The sequence below is a fragment of the Snuella sedimenti genome (genome assembly GCF_016428595.1).
Taxonomy (GTDB): Bacteria; Bacteroidota; Bacteroidia; order Flavobacteriales; family Flavobacteriaceae; genus Snuella; species Snuella sedimenti.
Window position 1 is genome coordinate 75,243 of sequence record NZ_JAELVQ010000017.1, and the last position, 20,038, is coordinate 95,280.

The 20,038-nt window shown below is 37.6% G+C and carries 14 protein-coding genes; all 14 read left to right on the forward strand.

The genetic code is table 11. The features are described from left to right. Positions 1–23 precede the first annotated feature (23 nt). The 14 genes from JF259_RS12710 to JF259_RS12775 all read left to right on the forward strand — a co-directional run bounded on the left by JF259_RS12710 (position 24) and on the right by JF259_RS12775 (position 19,837). Positions 24–1,610 (forward strand): sulfatase, encoded by a 1,587-nt coding sequence (locus tag JF259_RS12710; RefSeq protein WP_199115711.1) that lies wholly within the window; start codon positions 24–26, stop codon positions 1,608–1,610. Between the two features lie 19 nt (positions 1,611–1,629). Beyond that, a complete protein-coding gene (locus JF259_RS12715) occupies positions 1,630–3,387 on the forward strand; it encodes a DUF4091 domain-containing protein (protein ID WP_199115712.1) in 1,758 nt (585 codons plus the stop codon). A gap of 284 nt (positions 3,388–3,671) precedes the next feature. Further along, a complete protein-coding gene (modA, locus tag JF259_RS12720; protein ID WP_199115713.1) occupies positions 3,672–5,144 on the forward strand; it encodes a molybdate ABC transporter substrate-binding protein in 1,473 nt (490 codons plus the stop codon). A gap of 2 nt (positions 5,145–5,146) precedes the next feature. Further along, on the forward strand, positions 5,147–6,481 hold the full coding sequence (locus tag JF259_RS12725) for an aspartate aminotransferase family protein (protein WP_199115714.1): 1,335 nt from the start codon (positions 5,147–5,149) through the stop codon (positions 6,479–6,481). Positions 6,482–6,590: 109 nt separating this feature from the next. Further along, positions 6,591–7,349, forward strand: coding sequence for an ABC transporter permease (locus JF259_RS12730; protein ID WP_233164261.1), 759 nt, complete (start codon positions 6,591–6,593; stop codon positions 7,347–7,349). 1 nt (position 7,350) lies between these two features. Next, the gene (locus tag JF259_RS12735) at positions 7,351–8,004 is read left to right on the forward strand and encodes an ABC transporter ATP-binding protein (RefSeq protein WP_199115715.1); all 654 of its coding nucleotides are present in this window, start codon (positions 7,351–7,353) and stop codon (positions 8,002–8,004) included. A 5-nt stretch (positions 8,005–8,009) separates the two neighbouring features. Continuing rightward, on the forward strand, positions 8,010–8,288 hold the full coding sequence (locus JF259_RS12740; RefSeq protein ID WP_199115716.1) for a MoaD/ThiS family protein: 279 nt from the start codon (positions 8,010–8,012) through the stop codon (positions 8,286–8,288). Position 8,289: 1 nt separating this feature from the next. Next, the gene (locus tag JF259_RS12745; RefSeq protein WP_199115717.1) at positions 8,290–9,030 is read left to right on the forward strand and encodes a HesA/MoeB/ThiF family protein; all 741 of its coding nucleotides are present in this window, start codon (positions 8,290–8,292) and stop codon (positions 9,028–9,030) included. 12 nt (positions 9,031–9,042) lie between these two features. Further along, positions 9,043–10,179 carry an ABC transporter permease gene (locus JF259_RS12750; protein WP_199115718.1) on the forward strand — a complete coding sequence of 379 codons (1,137 nt, stop codon included), beginning with the start codon at positions 9,043–9,045 and terminating at the stop codon, positions 10,177–10,179. Between the two features lie 3 nt (positions 10,180–10,182). Further along, positions 10,183–10,839, forward strand: a complete 657-nt coding sequence (locus tag JF259_RS12755; protein ID WP_199115719.1) for an ABC transporter ATP-binding protein — start codon at positions 10,183–10,185, stop codon at positions 10,837–10,839. Between the two features lie 167 nt (positions 10,840–11,006). After that, positions 11,007–15,389: an outer membrane protein assembly factor BamB family protein gene (locus JF259_RS12760; RefSeq protein WP_199115720.1), complete on the forward strand. Its 4,383-nt coding sequence runs from the start codon at positions 11,007–11,009 to the stop codon at positions 15,387–15,389. A 13-nt stretch (positions 15,390–15,402) separates the two neighbouring features. Beyond that, the gene (locus tag JF259_RS12765; RefSeq protein WP_199115721.1) at positions 15,403–16,500 is read left to right on the forward strand and encodes a hypothetical protein; all 1,098 of its coding nucleotides are present in this window, start codon (positions 15,403–15,405) and stop codon (positions 16,498–16,500) included. After that, positions 16,500–18,281, forward strand: coding sequence for an SGNH/GDSL hydrolase family protein (locus JF259_RS12770; protein ID WP_199115722.1), 1,782 nt, complete (start codon positions 16,500–16,502; stop codon positions 18,279–18,281). Before JF259_RS12765 ends, JF259_RS12770 begins: the two co-directional genes overlap by 1 nt. Positions 18,282–18,403: 122 nt before the next feature. After that, a complete protein-coding gene (locus tag JF259_RS12775; RefSeq protein ID WP_199115723.1) occupies positions 18,404–19,837 on the forward strand; it encodes a helix-turn-helix domain-containing protein in 1,434 nt (477 codons plus the stop codon). Positions 19,838–20,038: the final 201 nt, after the last annotated feature.

The following is a 20,038-nucleotide window of genomic DNA, read 5'->3' on the forward strand; positions in this document are numbered from 1 at the left end:
TGTAACTACAAATAATGTAGGTTATGCATAATATATGTAAAGTAATAGGTGTTTTAGCTATTTGTTGCATCATTTTCTCCTGTAAACAGAAAGATACTACCACGGAGGGGCAAAGAGAAGCGATAGTTAGTGAGCAACCAAATATCGTTTTGTTTATGGTCGACGATATGGGCTGGCAGGATACCTCAGTGCCATTTTGGACCAAGAAAACTGCTTTTAATGCACGCTACAATACGCCAAACATGGAGCGTCTTGCTCGGGAGGGTATGAAGTTTACGCAAGCCTATGCAACGTCTGTATGTTCACCAACAAGAGTTAGCTTGATGACAGGAATGAATGCGGCCAGACATAGAGTAACCAATTGGACGCTTAGAAGAGACATGTTGCAGCCTATGGAGGTAAACCATAAAAAACTAAAATTCCCTAGGTGGAATGTAAATGGTTTGAGTCCTGTGCCGGATATTGAAAGTACAGTATATGCAACACCGTTACCTAAATTATTGCAAGAGGCAGGGTATTATACTATCCATACTGGCAAAGCGCATTTTGGAGCTATTGGAACCCCGGCGGAGAATCCCAAAAACATAGGATTTGATGTAAACATAGCGGGACACGCTGCAGGCGCTCCCGAAAGTTATCTAGGAATAGAAAATTTTGGGAATGGTGAAAAAGGAAAGGAAGTTTGGGCGGTACCAGGTTTGGAAAAATACCATGGTAAAGATATATTCTTAACCGAAGCACTAACTAAGGAATCAATACTGGCTATAGATAGTGCTAAGGTTGCCAAAAAACCTTTCTTCCTGTATATGGCACATTATGCAGTGCATACACCACTTTATGGCGATAACAGATTTGAGCAAAAATATTTAGATGCGGGATTAGATACCAAAGAAGCCAAATATGCATCCATGATAGAAGGTATGGATAAAAGTTTAGGCGACATTATGGATTATTTGGAGAAAAATAAACTGGCAGAAAATACAGTTATTTTATTTATGTCCGATAACGGTGGCTTGAGCGTACATGCCAGAGGCGGAGAGCCCAACACGCATAACAAGCCTCTAAACAGCGGTAAGGGGTCGGCTTACGAAGGTGGTATTCGTGAGCCCATGTTGGTAAAATGGCCTAATAAGATAAAACCCAATACAGTTACCGATACAAAGGTTATTATAGAAGATTTTTACCCAACCATTTTAGATTTGGCAGGTGTTGAAAATTATAACACCGTGCAAGAAATAGACGGACAAAGCTTTATGGGCGTACTAAAAGGGGAAGACGTGAAAAATAATGAGCGCGCTTTGTTTTGGCACTATCCAAACGAATGGGGACCATCAGGACCAGGTATAGGAGCTTCCAGTACCATTCGTAAAGGCGATTGGAAATTAATTTATTATCACCTTGATAGCCGCTTCGAGCTTTTTAATATCGCTAATGATATAGGAGAAACAACTAACTTGGTTACAAGTGAAAAAGAAAAGCTTAAAGCTTTGGCAATAGAGTTAGGAAACTATTTGAGAAGTGTAAATGCACAAATGCCATCCAATAAAGAAACCGATCAACAGGTGCCATGGCCAGATGCAGAAATAGTAATTAATCAGATAAATAATTAAATTTTAAGTAAAAAAACATATGAAGTCTATTTATTCAATCATGTTATTGTGTTTTTTGATAAGTTGCCAGCAACAAAAAGAAGTAATAGTAAGTCAAACTTATGAAGAACCACAAGATCCATCTCCAAGTGAATCCCAAAACTGGGATGCGCTTCCTAACGGATTACAGGCATCAGCTGTTTCTATAAATAAACGCTTTGTAAAAAGCGTTATTCCAGATGTAGAAGAGAATGCTTCTCTAAGCGCAGAGGCATGGAAAGGTGAGCGTGTTTCAGGGCAATTGGTGCTATGGTCCAAAGATTCAGTAACAAAGGTTAGTGCAGAAATTTCAGATTTTAAATCTGAAAGTGGAGCAACCATTCCTTCCAACGCTGCTCAGTTGCGTTTTGTTAAATATGTTATTACAGACGAATTTGCAGGAGGTTGTGGCTATAGAAAGCCTGAAGACTTCGCAGCTTCATTGGCGGCAGATGCATTGGATACGGTGGCTTCGTATGCTGTAAAAGCCAAAGAAACACGTCCGTTATGGGTTACGGTAAACGTGCCAGCAAATGCTGAAGCAGGAGCATATAAAAGCAATATCACCTTAAATGTAGAAGGTCAAGAAGCAAAGGAATTCGAAATGATCTTAAAGGTTGTAGATAAGGTGTTGCCACCAGCTTCCGATTGGAAGTTTCATTTGGATTTATGGCAAAACCCCTATGCAGTATCACGATTTCATAACGTAGAACCTTGGTCGCAAGCACATTGGGATTTATTAAGGCCGTTGATGAAGAGGCTTGCGGATGCTGGTCAAAAAGTGATTACAGTATCATTAAATAAGCGCCCTTGGGGTGGGCAAACCTTCGATCCTTTTGATGCCATGATAGAATGGAAGAAGAAAACAGACGGCTCTTGGGAATACGATTACACTGTTTTTGACAATTGGGTGCAGTTCATGATGGATCTTGGTGTTAAAAAACAGATAAGTTGTTACTCCATGGTGCCTTGGGGCAATGAATTTTATTACTTCGATGAGAATGAGAATAAAGAAGTTAAGTTGAAAGCGCCTCCAGGAACACCGGAATACGAGGCCTTGTGGGTGCCGTTTTTAAAACAATTTAAAGCACATATACGAGAAAAAGGCTGGGATGGAATAACAAGAATAGCGATGGACGAGCGAGGACCTGAAGAGATGCAGGCGATGCTGAAATTATTGAATCAACATGCACCGGAGTTTGGTGTGGCTTTCGCCGATAATCATAAGAGCTATAAACTTTACCCTGATGAGTTGAAAGACATGTCTGCTGCTTTTGGACACCCTGTAGATGAAGAAGACTTAGTTAAGAGACGTACTAATGGTTACGTTAGTACGCATTATGTGTGCTGTTCGGATAAATTTCCAAATACATTTACGTTTTCTGAACCGGCAGAGGGTATTTTTATAGGTTGGTATACAATAGCAGCCGATTTTGATGGCTTCTTACGTTGGGCCTATAACAGCTGGGTGGAAAATCCGTTGCAAGATTCCCGTTTTAGAGCGTGGCCTGCAGGAGACACCTATATTGTATACCCAGACAATCGCAGTTCCATTCGTTTTGAAACATTAAGAGAAGGCATTCAAGATGCTGAAAAGATCCGGATTTTAAGAGAAGAGCTTACGGCTAAAAATGATTTGGATACCTTAGATTATTTGAATGAAGTTGTAGGACAATTTAATGTTACAGAAAAGCCGCAGGATTTAGAAGGCTTATTGCAGGATGCTAAAGCTGTTCTTAATAAATTGGCAGTAAAATAATAAAGTATTTTGTATTCTGTCTTTTAGCTTAGAGATGGGGTTTTACTGAGAGGCGCAACAATAAAACAAGCGGTCGGATACCCTTCCTTATAGGAGAGCCGACCGCTTAATTTTTATACGTAGAAAGTATGCGAAATACCTATTGATTTTTTATTTAGTTTATATATATTGCTAAAGTAAGTTAAGTAAAATATGTTTAGTTGATTTTTAGAAATTTAACATAAATATGTTTTACTATTAGTAAAAATATTTGCATTTTTGTTAAATAAATAATAAAGTTTTTCATGTCTATAAAGCAAAAACACGTTTTGTTTTTATGTGTGGTTTTAATTGCATTTTGTAACAGTTGTAAACAGAATCAAGAAGAAAAAAGTCTTTTACTGTATTGTGCAGCAGGGATAAAGCCAGTTGTAGAAAAAGTAGCAAAGCAATATTATGAAGATTATGGGGTTCGTGTGGACTTGCAGTATGGTGGATCAGGAACCTTGTTGTCTAATTTGCGAGTAGCTAAACAAGGGGACTTGTATTTGGCAGCCGATAAAAGTTATATTCAAGAAGCCCAATCACATGGATTGATTGCGGAAACACAACCACTGGCGTTTATTAAACCTGTAATTGCCGTAGCTAAAGGAAACCCCAAAGACATAACTAAGATTGAAGATTTGTACAAAGAAGATGTTAAGGTTGTAATAGCCAACCCAGATGCAGCTTCTATAGGTAGATTGACTAAAAAAATGCTTGAAAATGCCCAGTTATGGGAGGCGTTTGAACCACATGTGTCCGTTTTAATGCCAACCGTAAATGAAGTAGCTAATACTATCAAACTGGGTAGCACAGACGCAGGAATAATTTGGGATGCGACCGCCCAACAGTATGAAGACTTAGAAATTGTTGAAGTTCCTTTGTTTAACAACTATGTTAAAAATGTAACCATCGGGGTACTTAATTATTCGTCGCAACCAACCGAAGCGCTTAAGTTTATAAGATATTTATCGGCCAAGGATAAGGGCTTGTCTGTATTTAAAGATTATGCATATCAAATTATTGAAGGGGACAAGTGGAATGAGAAACCCAGACTACTTTTTTATAGTGGAGGCGTGAATCGTGTTGCTATCGATAAAACTATACAAGATTTTGAGAAACGCGAAGGTGTTCAAGTAGATAGAGTGTATAATGGCTGCGGCATTTTAGTGTCACAAATTAAAGCGGGACAGCGTCCGGATGGCTATCTTTCTTGCGATGTCTCCTTTATGGTTCAAGTAGAAGATAAGTTTGGTTCCATAGTCGATATATCCAAAACCGACATTGTTATAGCAGTAAAGAAAGGGAATCCAAAAAATATTAAAAGCTTAAAAGATTTAACAGCAGATGATTTGAAATTAGGCGTTTGTAATCACAATCAAAGTGCTTTAGGGGCACTAACGAAAAAGCTTCTCGAAAGCCAGAAATTATGGGAGTCTGTATATAAAAATGTGCGTTCACAAACACCAACAGCCGATTTGTTGGTAAACCAGATTAGAACAGGGTCATTGGATGCTGTTGTTGTTTATGCTGCCAATGTAGCTCAGGTAAAGGATAAAATCGATATAGTGCATTTAACCGAAGATCAGGCAAATGCCCTTCAGAATTTTGGAATTTCAAACAATTCAAACTACCAAAACTTAATGAAACGTTTGCTAAAAGCATTGACAGCCGATAGTTCGAAAAAAAATTATCTTGAAAATGGCTTTGAATGGAAATATAATACTGCTAATTAATCATGAATAAAGAAGTTTTAAAAACAGAAGGAGATGTAAACCTTTCGAAAGAAAGAGAACAATGGCATCAAGAGAATATTTTAGATGTAGAGACCTTACAAGTATTAAAAGACGATGAACGGTTGTTTGTACACCAGGCTATGTCGACACCTTGTTTGGATGTTTTAAGTTCGTGTTCGGACGTTTCGATTAAAAACTTACAAGGAAAGGAATATCTTGATTTTCATGGTAATAATGTACATCAAATAGGCTTTTCCAATACATTTGTGATAAATCAAGTTAAGAAGCAATTAGACGAATTATCATTTTCAACAAGGCGTTACACCAATAAAACAGCAGTTAACTTTGCGGCCAATCTAACAGCTTTATTGCCAAAGGGTCTCGATAGGGTGCTGTTTGCTCCCGGAGGGACTTCGGTAGTGAGTATGGCTCTAAAGTTGGCACGTGTTGTTACAGGTAGACATAAGGTGGTTTCTTATTGGGATTCTTTTCATGGTGCATCATTAGACGCAATAAGTGCAGGAGGAGAAGCCGTTTTTCGTCAGCATATGGGACCTATGATGCCTGGTGTTATCCGAATTCCCCCACCAATGAGCAGTGGTGGTTTTTTTGAAGATGAAATGAAATCGGCCGACTATTTGGAGTACGTTATCGAAAAAGAAGGAGAAATAGGTGCTTTTATTGCAGAAACTGTAAGAAATACGGATGTTCAAATTCCTTCTAAACAGTATTGGAGGCGCATTAGGGAAATTTGTACTAAGCATGATGTATTATTGATTTTGGACGAAATTCCTATTGCCTTGGGGCGTACAGGCAAGATGTTTGCTTTTGAGAATTTTGATATAGAACCGGACATTTTATGTTTGGGAAAAGGCCTTGGTGGAGGTGTAATTCCCTTTGCAGCTATGGTGTGTAGGGAGGAGCATAACATAGCACAAGATATTTCATTAGGACACTTCACGCACGAAAAAAGCCCTGTAGGCTGTGCTGCAGCACAGGCGGTAATTGATTATATTGATTCGAACAATTTGTTGCAAAAAGTAAATGATGATGCCGTTTTCATGACAACGGCTTTAGAAGCATTAAAACGAAAGCACCCTTTAATTAGTGAGGTACGCGGATTAGGCCTCTTATGGGGATTAGAGTTAAGGTATCCAGAAACCAATAAAGCAGCCTATACCGAAGCGGAAAAGATAATGTATAGCTGTTTGTCCCAAGGATTAAGCTTTAAAGTGTCCCAAGGACATGTTTTACAGCTATCACCAGCATTGACTATTCAAAGAAACGATTTGCAGAAAGCCATACACATTTTAGATAAGGCTTTTGGGACGATATAAGGAGAGACCAGATGGTTTATAATAGTATAACTTAAAATGTAAAAAGATAAAAACTATAAGTAAACATAAAAGGTCTTTAAAAGTAAAGTCTAACTTGCCATTTTTTTTAATGATGGGCGTTGTAGCTTCAACCTATATCATTTTGATATTGGCAATGATGCTAGCCGATTTATCTTATACTACAACAGGGCATATTTTGGAAGCTTTGCAAAGCAAGGAAATACAATATGCAATTAAACTAAGTTTGATTACCTGTACAATTACCATGGTTTTAAGTGTGTTGGTCGCTATCCCTTTGGGGTATTTTATGGCACGTTTTGAATTCCGCTTTAAAAAGGTTATCGATGCCGTACTCGATATACCCATTGTATTGCCTCCATTAGTAATTGGATTGAGTTTGCTCATTTTATTTCAAACAGCACCAGGACAATTTATAGAGAGCCATGTACGCATAACCTATACCGTGTATAGTGTTATTATAGCGCAGTTTATGGTTGCTTGTGCCTTTGCTGTTCGAACCATGTATGTTACCTTTATTCAAATTAATAACAGACAGGAGCAAGTTGCATTGACATTAGGCTGTAACCAGCGGCAATCGTTTTTTTATATCTTGTTGCCACAAGCTAAAAATGGTATTTTAACTGCGGCTTCGCTAGCCTGGGCAAGAGCTTTGGGTGAATTTGGTCCCATTCTTATTTTTTCGGGGGCAACCCGAATGCGTACCGAAGTATTGCCCACAACCGTATTTTTAGAAATGTCGGTAGGTAATATTGAAGCAGCCGTAGCCGTGTCTTTAATTATGATACTTTCCGGTTTTGCGGTCTTGCTTATTGTAAGGTTGTTTGGCGATAAAAACACAGCTTTGTAATATGATAACATGTGTAGATATAAATATAAAACAAGGGGAGTTTACCTTAACCGATGTAAACTTTAAAGTAAACAAAGGCAGTTATATGGTACTAATGGGGAAGACAGGTTGTGGTAAAACCACCATCATGGAATCCATTTGCGGTTTACGAAAAATAAAATCGGGGGCAATCTGGTTAAATGGTAAGGAGATTACAACCTTAATGCCTGCCAAAAGAGAAATTGGCTATGTGCCACAAGACGGTGCTTTGTTTAAGAATATGACCATTGCCGAAAACATCGGATTTGCTTTGCGGTTAAGGAAATGGTCTAAACAGGATATTAAAGAGCGAGTTGCGCAACTGGCATCCGATTTGGGTATTACCTATTTGTTAAAACGCGAAGCGCACGATTTGAGTGGCGGAGAAAGACAACGTGTAGCCTTGGCAAGGGCTTTGAGTTTTTATCCAGATGTATTGTGCTTAGATGAACCATTAAGTGCGTTAGATGAGCATACTAAAGATGATATGCTGGATCTGTTAAAAACCTTAAAAAAGAATTTAAATATTACAATATTGCATGTTACACACTCAAAAGATGAAGCCATTAAGTTGGCGGACCACGTATTAAAATTTGAAGACGGTCATGTTAAAGAATTAATGCCTACAGAATTATAAAAGAAATGGATATAACATTAAAATTTACGGCTCAAATAAAAGATGTTGTTGGTAAAGCTAGTGATACAGTTACAGCTAATGATGGAACTAATTTACAGCAGTTGCTAACTAATTTGGGAGGGATTTACGGAGAACGGTTTAAAGCCATTCTGTTTGACGAAAAAGGAGCCTATCGACATTCCAACTTAATAGTGATAAATCAATCACAAGTAAATTACGAAGATAATGTAACATTAGCAGATGGTATGGAAATTACATTAATGTCACCAATTTCAGGCGGATAAAATGAAACAGTTAACAGCAGAAGAATTAGCAACTTACGAGTGGCAATTGGACGTGCCAGATCATGGTGTTGAAGGACAAGAACGACTAAAAAACAGTACCGTTTTAGTATCCCGTTGTGGCGGATTAGGTAGTGTTGTAGCTTATGAATTGGCTGCGGCAGGTGTTGGGACACTTATTTTGGCCCACGCAGGCAATGTAAAGCCAAGTGATTTGAATAGGCAACTATTGATGACGCACGATTGGCTGGGGAAACCTAGGGTAGAATCGGCCGAGCGTCGTTTAAAAGAATTAAACCCAAGATTAAATATAATTAGTGTTCCAGAGAATATTAATGAGGCCAATGCAGAAAGATTAGTCGGTATGGCCGATGTAATTGTAGATGCTGCACCGCTTTTTGAAGAACGATTTTTAATGAATAGGGAGGCCGTAAAACAAGGGAAACCACTAGTAGATTGTGCCATGTATGAGTTAGAAGCTCAAATAACCACTATCGTACCTGGTGAAACAGCTTGTTTATCGTGCTTGTACCCAGAGCAACCCGTAGCATGGAAACGTAGATTTCCTGTTTTTGGAGCCGTTTCGGGTACCATTGCCTGTTTAGGAGCTATCGAGGCCATTAAGTTAATATCTGGGTTTGGAACACCATTAACAAACAGGTTGTTAACAATGAATATGCGGACTATGGATATACAAACCATCGGAATAAAGCAACGAAAGGGATGCACAGTTTGTGGTAGTTAAAATAAGTAACAGATGAAACTGATTTTAAAAGAAATAATACATAGAAAGTTCAATTTTTTAATGGGACTTTTAGGAATGGTTACCATTGTAACACTGGTAGTATTTTTTTATACCATGACGCGGGCTACACAAAAAGAAACCATTCGTTTAACTAGGGATATGGGGTTTAATGTACGTATTATTCCTGGAGGTACCGATATTAACCAGTTTTGGGTTGAAGGGTACTCCAATTTAAGTATGTCTGAAGAAGTAGTCGATAAATTGGTAAATCAAAAGTCGGTTAACTATGCACATTTAACAGCGACACTTCATAAACGTGTTCAGTGGCGGGACAAACATGTGGTGCTTACCGGAATTTCAAGCCAAGAAAGAGAACCCTCAGGAGCAAAAAAATCAAAAATGATTTTTGCCATTGAGAAGGATAAAGTGTATTTGGGCTATGAGATAGCACACCAGTTCAATATAAAAGAAGGCGATACGATTGCCGTTTTTAATAAATCGTTTGAAGTTGCTAAAACTTTAACGGAATCTGGAAGTGAAGATGATGTTAGGATGTATTTCGATTTAGGAACACTTCAGTCCTTAGTAAAAATGGAAGGGCGTGTTAATGAAGTAATGGCCATTAATTGTATGTGCTCTACAAAAAATGGAGATCCTTTGGGAGAACTTAGGGCAGAATTGAAAAAAATAGCACCCGAAGCAAAAGTCATTATGAAGTCCAGTGTGGCAGATGCCAGAGAAAAGCAACGTAAAATGGCCGATAGGTATTTTTTCTTCTTATTTCCAATTATACTCATTATTTGTGCTTTATGGCTCGGATCGGTAACGATGACAAACGTAAAAGAGCGCACCCCAGAAATAGGTATTATGCGTGCTATTGGTGTTACCAGTTGGAGTATAAGTAAACAGTTTTTTTTAAGGGCATTGCTCATAGGTTTTATAGGAGCCATCATTGGGTTTGTAATTGGTACGATAGGTTCTTATCAGCTAGGGCCTAATATATTCAATGTCACTAAAATAGCTATTACTCCAAATTACTTTTTATTACTTGGAGCGGTAATTATAGGACCATTTTTCGCGGCATTATCATCATTATTGCCCGTATTATGGGCTGTTAATAGGGATTCAGCAGAATTACTTAAAGAATAGAATATGTTAGAGATACAAAACATAAGCAAACAGTTTAATTCAGGAAAAAGTAATGTTACAGCTTTAAACAGTATTAACTTAAAAGTTGAAACATCAGAGTTTTTATTAATTAAAGGAGAGAGTGGAAGTGGAAAATCAACACTTCTATTTATTTTGGGTGGGATGTTACAGCCGTCCTCTGGAACCATAGTAGTTAATGACAAGGATTTGTGTAAATTATCGGAAAAAGAGCGCGGTAGCTATAGGGCTAATGAAATTGGTTTTGTGTTTCAGTCCTATCACTTATTACCCTATTTAAATGTCTTTGAAAATATTATGCTTCCCAATACACTAACCGGAGCACAAATTAATGAAGCTGATGTTTTTCGTATTGTTGAGGAGCTGGGTATCAAGGATAGGTTATACCATAAACCTTCACAATTAAGTGCAGGCGAAAAGCAACGCGTAGCCTTGGCAAGGGCTCTAATAATTAATCCTTCTTTGATTTTAGCAGATGAGCCTACAGGAAATCTGGACGAGAAAAACACCATTGATGTCATGAATTATCTAAAAGCTTATCAAGAAAAGGGAGGAACGGTCATTATGGTAACACATGGACATTTGGCAGATACTTATGCTACCCGTACCATTCGATTGGATAAAGGACAACTAATAACATAATTACTAAAATTTAAACGAATGAAACGAGCATTAACAAATTTTAAAAAATTCTTCACAAAAAGTAATGTTTAAAATTTTTAATGAGAGAACGAGTGCAACGAGAGCTTACATTCGTTCTTAATTTTATAATTAACATATAGTCAAAATAATTACTAAAATTTAAACGAATGAAAAAGGTATTAAAGTATCTTACAATTAAAGCACTTCTTTTAGGGGTGTTAATGGCTTTGTGCTATAGTTGTGAAGAAGAAATGAAGCTGGATCCAGCTAAAGATTGGCCGCAATTCAAAAAGGACAATTACCGTAGTGCCAATGCAGCCATACAATTAGATTTAGCGAGCTTGGGAGAGGACTGGCAGTATACTGCACCGCAAATGCCTGTACCTGCTTGGTATGGTCCGGCAAAAGAAGACACTTATGCACGAAGCGGGCCTTTACCATCCATGCGGGATTACGATTTATCATATTACCCCATCGTTGTAGGGAACAAATTATATTATGGATCGACTGCCGATAATGCCATTCACTGCTTAGATAGTAAAACAGGAAAAGAACTATGGACTTTTACAACTGGAGGCCCTATTCGTGTTGCTCCGGTTTTTTACCAAGGTAAATTGCTCTTTGGATCGGATGATGGCTATGCTTACTGTATTAAAGCAACCAGTGGCAAATTAGTATGGAAGTATTCACCAGTAGCAGAACAACCTAAAAAAGTAATTAACAATAATGCACTTATTTCCTTTTGGCCTATAAGAACAGGAGTGTTAATAGAAGACAATATAGCCTATTTTGGAGCATCACTATTACCTTGGAAAGATTCGTACTTCTGTGCTGTAAATGTTAAAACAGGAAAACCTCAAGGCACAGGCACATACATTAAAACCTATGAGAATTTAACTTTAGAAGGCGCAATGGCTTCAACAGGCTCAAAGATTATTCAGCCACAAGGTCGTATTTCTCCTATTTTTTTCGATAAAAATACAGGAGAGAGTAAAGGGCAGTTGGCTGGAACAGGCGGATGCTTTGTATTGGTAACACCCGAGAAGAATATAGTGCACCCAAATAATACGAGAGCCAAAGGCATTGCAGAAACTTTAGGGGAATTTGCTTCAGTAGCAGAAAGAAAGGATAAAAAGAACGCCGATTACATGTCTTTTAAAGACGGTAAGGAAATGGTAGTTAGTGGAGATTTTAGCTACATTCTAACCGATAATTCCATATCGGCCTACGATAGAAAAACTAAGAAAGTAGTATGGTTAAAGCGTAATTATAAAGCACATCGTATTGTTATATCTGGAGATGTACTCTATGTGGGTGCGACAGATAAAGTGTATGCCGTAAGTACCAAAAATGGGTTTCCGCTTTGGGTAGCTCCTGTTAAAGGTGCTGTTTATGCATTGACAGTAGCCGATAATGCGTTGTTTGCATCGACAGGCGAAGGACATATTTATTGTTTTAGAAGTGGTAAAGGAGAGAATAGTTTATTAGCCGAAAATGCAAATAAGCCAGCTAATGTTGATGAGGTAATTAAAAAAGAAGAAGAACCAGAAACAGTAAATTTAGAATTAGAAGCCGGTCCTTTTGTGACGACCATTGGCCCTAATAGTGTAGAAATAGCTTTTGTGACTAAAGATGCAATTAATTGTGAAATTAATTGGGGAGACGATTCAGGGAAAAAGCGTATTAACGAAAAGAAAACAACTAAAAATCACCGTATTGTAATAAATGATGTCCGAAAAGATTTTATTTATGAATACCAAATCATTGCAGGAGACAGTAAATCGGCATATTATGAGTTCGATAATTTCTTTAATTATGAAAGCCATGACGAGCCTGTTAATGATAATTCAGAAAAAAGTGCCCTGGTAAAAGAAATTGAAACCCTAAAAGATTTCAAAAAAGGGATAGCCGTTGTATTCGGAACAAAGAATAAGGAGAAAGCATTAGAGATCGCTTCTGTTACCGGGATTAAAGTGATGTTGTTTGATACTTCGGAATCCGATGTACAGAAATTAAGAGAAGAAATACAAGCTACAGGTATTTATGGTAGCAAAATTGCTGTACACCATGTAAACGATCTATCCCATTTGCCAATAACCAGTGATATTGCAAACATTGTACTGGTAAACAAAACATCCGGTTGTGAAGCCGACGAGGTTATTAGAATAGTAAAACCAGAAGGTTATGCGCTTCTAGATAAAACAGCATCCAATTTTGACAATTGGTTAAGTAAGGCGACTAATATGTGGCAAGTAACTTATATAAATGAGGAGGGGTATGGTAAATTAAGGAAAGCGCCTTATGAAACGGCTGGTAAATGGACACATCAATATGGCTTGGCAGATAACAGTGCTTTTGGAGGGGAAAGCCTTTGGGGGTCAACTGGGACCGATGACTTTGAAATTCAATGGATGGGACGCCCGGGACCACGTTTTCAAACCGATAGAAGTGGCCGAAAGCCGTCTCCATTGGCTGTAGATGGTAAAATGTTTGTCCAGGGAAGAGAACGTATTGTAGCTGTTGATGCCTATAACGGAAATGTATTGTGGTCTAAAGAATTGCCAGGGTTAAACAGAATGAACATCCACCGCGATTGTAGTAATTGGGTGGCCGATGATGATTTCGTATACGCAGCAATTAAGCAAAACCTTATTAAAATCAATAATAAGAATGGTGCTATAGATGCTATTATACCCGTAGAACAAGGTAACCAGGCTAACATAGTGAATGATTGGGGCTACGTTAGTGTCAAGAACAATTTGGTAGTTGGTTCAGCAACACCAAAAGCGAGTGCTTATACAAACTATTACGGCGGAGACGGTTGGTACGATAGTCAATCTGGGCCATTATCAGATAAAGTAGTGAGTTATAACATTTTTGCTAAAGATAAGAATACACTAAAACCGGTTTGGATCTATGAAAAACCATCTTCATTTATCATAAATTCTACAATAACAATAAGTGGCAATACCATGAGTTTTGTGGAGTCTAGAAACAAACGTTTTAAACTATCCAAAGACAATCGGGCGGATCCAAGTATTTTCAATGACTTGTATATGGTGTCCCTAAATGTTGTGTCGGGTAAAATTAATTGGGAAAAACCTATTAATACTGCTTCAGGTGTTACGACTTATTTTATGGCCGGAGGCAGTGATTTTAACGTTTTACTGGCTTCGGCTGCAGGGAAATATTATATTTATAACTATAGTACAACAACAGGAGACTTGGTATGGAATAAAGAACAAAATTGGTTTTCTGGAGATCATGGAGGGCATCTTTCTAAACCTGCCATTGTAAACAACCGTTTAATTGTAAAGCCCGCAATGTATCAATTGGATACTGGCGACTTGCTAAAGGAAGAAGTGCCTAAAGCAGGACATGGCTGTGCATCCTATGCCTTATCGGAGCAATCGGCGTTCTATAGAGGCGGTAGTGTTACTCAGTTTAATTTTGAAACCAATAAATTTTCGCAATGGGAACGTTTGCGTCCCGATTGTTGGATTAGTACAATTCCAGCACAAGGCTTGGTATTGTCACCAGAAGCTGGAGGCGGTTGTAGTTGTGGTAACTGGTTGGAAACGTCTATGGTATTCACGCCTAAATCAAGGGCTCCCATCACGTTTATATATAAAGATGAAAAATTTGTAGATACCTTAAAGGTTGAAATAAAAGCTAAAAACAGTGCTAATGGAGCTGTTTATTACACCTTGGATGGAAGCGAACCTACGATGGCTTCAAATTTATACACCCAACCTATTGTTATTACCGAAACAACAGATTTAAAAGCTGTAGTTTATGTTAATAAAAATGATGAAAAAGTAGCTTTTACAAGAACAAAGACCTTTACAAGAGTTTATCCTGAACCCAAAATAGTTGAAACCCCTCAACTCATTGATGAAAACTGGGTTTTTTATATCGAACGTATCGGACAATCGGGGACAGTGCACTATACGGTCGATGGTTCGTCACCTTCTCTTAAATCACCAAAATTTGATGGTCCAGTACCGTTTTCAGAAAAAACCTTAGTAAAGGCCAAAACGATTTGGAAAAACAAAGGGAAGCTTATTGAAAGTAAGGAGACAAGTTTTGAAATACAAATTCCAAATTTAATAGCCAATGTTGAAACGGAGGTAGAACAAGGGGTTTCCAGAGCATATTACAAAGGAAACGGAAAAACCAATGAACTTCCTAAACTGGATGATATAAAAGCTGTAAATGCCAAGATTGTTAGTGACATTAACGCTACTGACTTTGCAAACCAAAATACTTTTGCTCTAAGATTTAAAGGCTATGTTAATATCCCGGTAGATGGCATGTACACCTTTAGTAGTAAATCGACAAGAAGCTACGATTTTGTTTCCTTCCATAATATGGTGGAATTACAAAGTAAAGGAAACGCTGAGGTAAGTAAAGTGTTACCACTAAAAAAAGGATTACACCCTCTATTGGTAGATCATTTTGTTGGTGAAGGACCATCAGATTATAGTTTGTATATAGAAGGTCCTAAACTAAATAAGCAGTTAGTATCTGAAAGCATGTTGTTTCATTAATAACCATTTTAAGATGAAATCGTTAAAACTTGTTTTTGTTTTATGGGTAACCATGTATGTTACATCGGCTGAAGCCTGTAGATATACCATTAGGGAAATTGGGTTCTCTACCTTGTCCAAGGTGACCTATGTTTTGTATCGTATAGATGAAAACAAAACCGAGTTTCCGAAGCAACAGGAACAAGCTTTCCTAGAGTCAAATATAAAAACAAGTACCATAGGGTTTGATGCAGGATCAAACCCTGTTGTTGCTTTTGCAAAGGCCCATAAATTAGCGTTGCCTGCCTACGTTTTGGTCGACAAAAACGGGCGCATGTTGGCTTTGACCGAAACAAGCGATAGAAATAATTTAAGGGAGAATGTGTTAAATTCACCTGTACAAAATCAGCTTCTTAAAAACTTGCCCATAAACTATGCTTCGGTAATTTTAATAGAGGGGATAAATAAAGAGGCCAATGAAAAAGCACGTCAAACTATATTAGAAGCATGTGGTCGTATTACCAATATTATGCCCAACATGCCCAAACAAGTAGCCGTTGGGCCAGATATGATTACAATACGAGCGAGTCAATTTAAACAAGAACAGGTAGTATTGTGGAGCTTAGGGGTAACTAGCATACCAGAGGATCCCTTAGCTTTTGTAGTGTATGGCAAAGGGCGTATTATGGGAGAGAAAATAGAATATGATGCTATTGGAAACGATACAGTATATAAACTCTTATCTATCATTGGAGCAGATTGTGAATGTGGTCTGGATAGAAAATGGATGTTAGGTTACCAGATTCCCTTAGATTGGCCAAAGGAAACGAGACAAGGTTTAAGTGATCGATTGGGGTTTGATGTAGATAACCCAATGGTGCTAACCGAAATGAGTCGTATTCTAGCTATAGAAAACAGGGCCCCGGTTGATCCCGATGGCGTGTCTTACGAACCCATTGTTGTTGATCTCGATGATGAATTTGATGAGATTCCAGAGATAGTACATGCCGAACAATTTAAAATCCCAGAAGAAAAGGTAGAGGACAATAGCAACGCGGTTGTTTGGTATTCATTAGCTTTTCTTTTTATATTGATTGGAGTTGGAGCTTATTTTATATTAAAAAGAAAATAATGAAGGAGGTAAAATGCATTTTATTGTTTTTCGTCTTTGTAACTACCTTGGGGTTTTCTCAAGAAACTACCGAATTGTCTTGGTGGAATCCTGTACACAGCCCTTTTCATGTGGTTGAGGGACAGGGATGGACTCAACCAAACATAAAGAACTATAACAGACTTCCAGATACTGCTGAAGGCAAAGTTAGAAAGCCCGTTTGGAATTTATCTAAGCAGTCCGCTGGACTATCCATTCGCTTTATAACTAATTCACAAAATATTGTAGTTAGATATAAAGTTAGAGGAGGCAAGGCTTTTAATCATATGCCAGCTACTGGTGTGAGTGGAGTCGATCTTTATACCAAAACAAATGATGGTGAATGGCTATGGAACAGAGGGCAATATACTTTTGGAGATACTATAACTTACAATTACACGAATCTTAAATTAAAAAAGGCATCACATCATAACAAAGGACAAGAATATGTATTGTATTTGCCCCTGTATAATGAAGTGGATTGGCTAGAGATAGGAACAGAAACTAACGCTGTATTTAACGCTCTACCCAAACGAAGAGAAAAGCCTATAGTGGTTTATGGGACGTCCATTGCGCAAGGAGCCTGTGCATCACGTCCAGGTATGGCATGGACATCTATCTTAGGAAGAAATATAGACAGGCCTATCATTAATTTAGGGTTTTCTGGTAATGGAAGACTCGAAGATGAGGTATTGGATTATATAGAAACAATCGATGCAAAACTCTATATTTTAGATTGTTTGCCCAATTTATCACCAACCAAAGAAAGAACGCTCGATTTTGTTTTTCAACGTATTGTAGCTTCAGTGAAACGCCTTAAAAGTAAACATCCATCGACACCTATTTTATTGGTAGCACATTCCGGGTATTCCGATGGAAATACAAATAAAGAGCGGTATGAAATTTATTCCGAATTAAATAAAGCCTTGCAAATAGCGTATGAACAATTAGTATCCGAAGGGGTTAAAGATATCTATGTCTTGACAAAAGAGGAATTGGGTTTAGGAATTGATAGTTATGTAGACGGAACACATCCCAGCGATTTGGGAATGTTACACTATGCTAAAGCTTACGAAGCACGTATTCGGGACATCATAAAGGAGCCAGTTGGAAATACAGTTACGACCATACCTGTAACACAAAATAGAGATGCCGATGTTTACAACTGGAATATGAGACACCAAAATATATTGGAGACCAATAAAATTAAACCGCCAAAAGTTTGTTTTATAGGAAACTCCATAGTGCACCAATGGGGTGGCGTGCCTAATATGGCGGTAGTAAATGGAGCTGATTCTTGGGAACGTTATTTTGAAGAGCTTGGCGTCAGAAATGTTGGTTATGGATGGGATAGAGTAGAGAATGTACTATGGCGTGTGTATCACGATGAATTGGATGGATTCGAAGCCGAGCAGATTTTACTTAAAATAGGAACCAATAATTTGCACTTAAATACAAATGAAGAGATCATAGAAGGGCTTCGTTTTTTGGTTTTAGCAATAAAAGAGCGTCAGCCCAAAGCTAAAATTGCAGTATTGGGAATCCTTCCTAGAAGAGATCAAGAAGCCCGTATAAAAACATTGAATTTGAATATCGAGAAAATAACTAAGACGCTTCAAGTTAATTATTTATCAGTGGGAAACGCGTTACTTAATGCTAAAGGATTAATTAATGAAAGCTTGTTTAGGGACGGGTTACACCCCAACGCAAAGGGTTATAACACGATAGCACCGTTTATTGAATCCTATTTATTGAACAAATAGGAAATCAGATTGTCTTCATCGGTTTTTTTCTTAAATACGACCGTTGTATATTTACCTAATACCAATTCGATATTAAATTTAAAGTTGAAATGGTATAAAATGAATTTTTGATTAATTTCTATATGACTTTTCGTTTTATCGGTATTTTCATTTTTTTACTTGTTGGATGCACTAAAACAGAAAGACCTGACATTGTATTCGATGATTTCGAAAAAGGACGCTTCATCAATTGGAATAAGCAGGGGCAATCATTCGTGAATCCCATCAATGTAGATTCTACGGCAGAACCTATTAAGAATGTCCACGGGAAGTATGTCGCATATTCAAATTTTGAAGGAGAAGGCGAAAGTAGGGCGCAAGGAAAATTGGTATCCCATAAATTTAAGGTCAATAGAAAGTATATCTCATTTTTGATAGCTGGAGGCAATCATAATATTCGGGAATGCGTCAATTTAATCATTAACAATAAGATCGTAAAAGTTGCTACCGGAGAGAATGATATGGTCTTGCGGGAAGTGGTTTGGGATGTTAGTGCTTTAGAGGGACGAGAAGCCGTTATCGAGGTTGTAGATGCCATGGCCTCCCCTTTTGAAAGTAATGCTCTAGGGTTTATAATTGCTGATAATTTTACGTTTAGCGATAAAATTCACCAACGAGAAGTTGTTTTTGAAGACTTCGAAAATGGTACCTATAGTAACTGGCAAGTAGAAGGAGAAGCCTTTGAAGTGCCTAGAAACAGGACTAACGTTTACTATCCCATTTCGGCCAATGGATTTAACGGTGAGTATTTTGCGTTTTCCTTCGGAAGGAACCACGACAAAAAGCAGGGTAAATTAAGATCCAAACCTTTTAAAATAAATCACGATTACGTAACCTTATTGGTGGGTGGAGGAAACCATCCTAAGCTTACCTGCGTTAATTTACTGGTTAATGACAGCATTGTTTGTTCAGCAACAGGAAGTAACGATGGTAATTTGAGACCGCACCAATGGGATGTAAAGGGGCTAAAAGGGATGACGGGAACTATTGAAATTGTCGATCACTTTTCAGATGGGTGGGGCCATATCATGGTAGATGATATCATTTTTATAGATGAACCCAAATGGTATATGCAAATTTGGGTATGGGCTATAATCTTCCTGTTAGGCTTCGTTGGAATATATATAATTCCCAGATTGGCCTTAAAATCGAAATCAAACATCAAAATATCTCCGGAAGATGATGAAGCATTGGAAAAATTGAAATCTATTATTAGGACTTCAGAAATTTATTTAAACAACGAATGTTCCATTCAGGATATAATAACCGTTTCAGAATCTTCTGAAGAAGAAACAAATCGCTTATTTTCAAAAAGCGAATACGGATCACTTATTAATTACCTTAACTCTTTAAGAGTTGAAGCTTTTAAGCAACAACTACAAGATCCGAAAAATGAAGCCTATACCATGATATCGATTGCTGAGCAATGTGGGTTTAGTTCTAAAACCTCCTTTTATCGAACCTTTAAGGCCATTACCAACATAACGCCTTCAGAATATAAAAACAGTTTGAAATAATGCGAATCTTGCATAAGAATATTTACGTCAGTTTGAGTGATTTTTACAAAAATCGTATCGAAGACAAGTAAAATTTTATACTAACCTGAGTTTTCTATGTTAAAAACCAAATAAAAAGGCATTATTTGTTGTTTTATGGCATTGAAATCCTAGGAACGATTTTCAGTTCCGTTTTATATTTTTGCCCTATTTCTTAAATAA

Excerpts from the sequence above, each read along its gene's own strand:
- JF259_RS12725 (WP_199115714.1), top strand. The coding sequence starts at position 5,147 with ATGAATAAAGAAGTTTTAAAAACAGAAGGAGATGTAAACCTTTCGAAA.
- JF259_RS12735 (WP_199115715.1), top strand. The coding sequence starts at position 7,351 with ATGATAACATGTGTAGATATAAATATAAAACAAGGGGAGTTTACCTTA.
- JF259_RS12750 (WP_199115718.1), top strand. The coding sequence starts at position 9,043 with ATGAAACTGATTTTAAAAGAAATAATACATAGAAAGTTCAATTTTTTA.
- JF259_RS12770 (WP_199115722.1), top strand. The coding sequence starts at position 16,500 with ATGAAGGAGGTAAAATGCATTTTATTGTTTTTCGTCTTTGTAACTACC.
- modA (WP_199115713.1), top strand. The coding sequence starts at position 3,672 with ATGTCTATAAAGCAAAAACACGTTTTGTTTTTATGTGTGGTTTTAATT.
- JF259_RS12760 (WP_199115720.1), top strand. The coding sequence starts at position 11,007 with ATGAAAAAGGTATTAAAGTATCTTACAATTAAAGCACTTCTTTTAGGG.
- JF259_RS12715 (WP_199115712.1), top strand. The coding sequence starts at position 1,630 with ATGAAGTCTATTTATTCAATCATGTTATTGTGTTTTTTGATAAGTTGC.
- JF259_RS12775 (WP_199115723.1), top strand. The coding sequence starts at position 18,404 with ATGACTTTTCGTTTTATCGGTATTTTCATTTTTTTACTTGTTGGATGC.
- JF259_RS12710 (WP_199115711.1), top strand. The coding sequence starts at position 24 with ATGCATAATATATGTAAAGTAATAGGTGTTTTAGCTATTTGTTGCATC.
- JF259_RS12730 (WP_233164261.1), top strand. The coding sequence starts at position 6,591 with ATGATGGGCGTTGTAGCTTCAACCTATATCATTTTGATATTGGCAATG.
- JF259_RS12765 (WP_199115721.1), top strand. The coding sequence starts at position 15,403 with ATGAAATCGTTAAAACTTGTTTTTGTTTTATGGGTAACCATGTATGTT.
- JF259_RS12745 (WP_199115717.1), top strand. The coding sequence starts at position 8,290 with ATGAAACAGTTAACAGCAGAAGAATTAGCAACTTACGAGTGGCAATTG.
- JF259_RS12740 (WP_199115716.1), top strand. The coding sequence starts at position 8,010 with ATGGATATAACATTAAAATTTACGGCTCAAATAAAAGATGTTGTTGGT.
- JF259_RS12755 (WP_199115719.1), top strand. The coding sequence starts at position 10,183 with ATGTTAGAGATACAAAACATAAGCAAACAGTTTAATTCAGGAAAAAGT.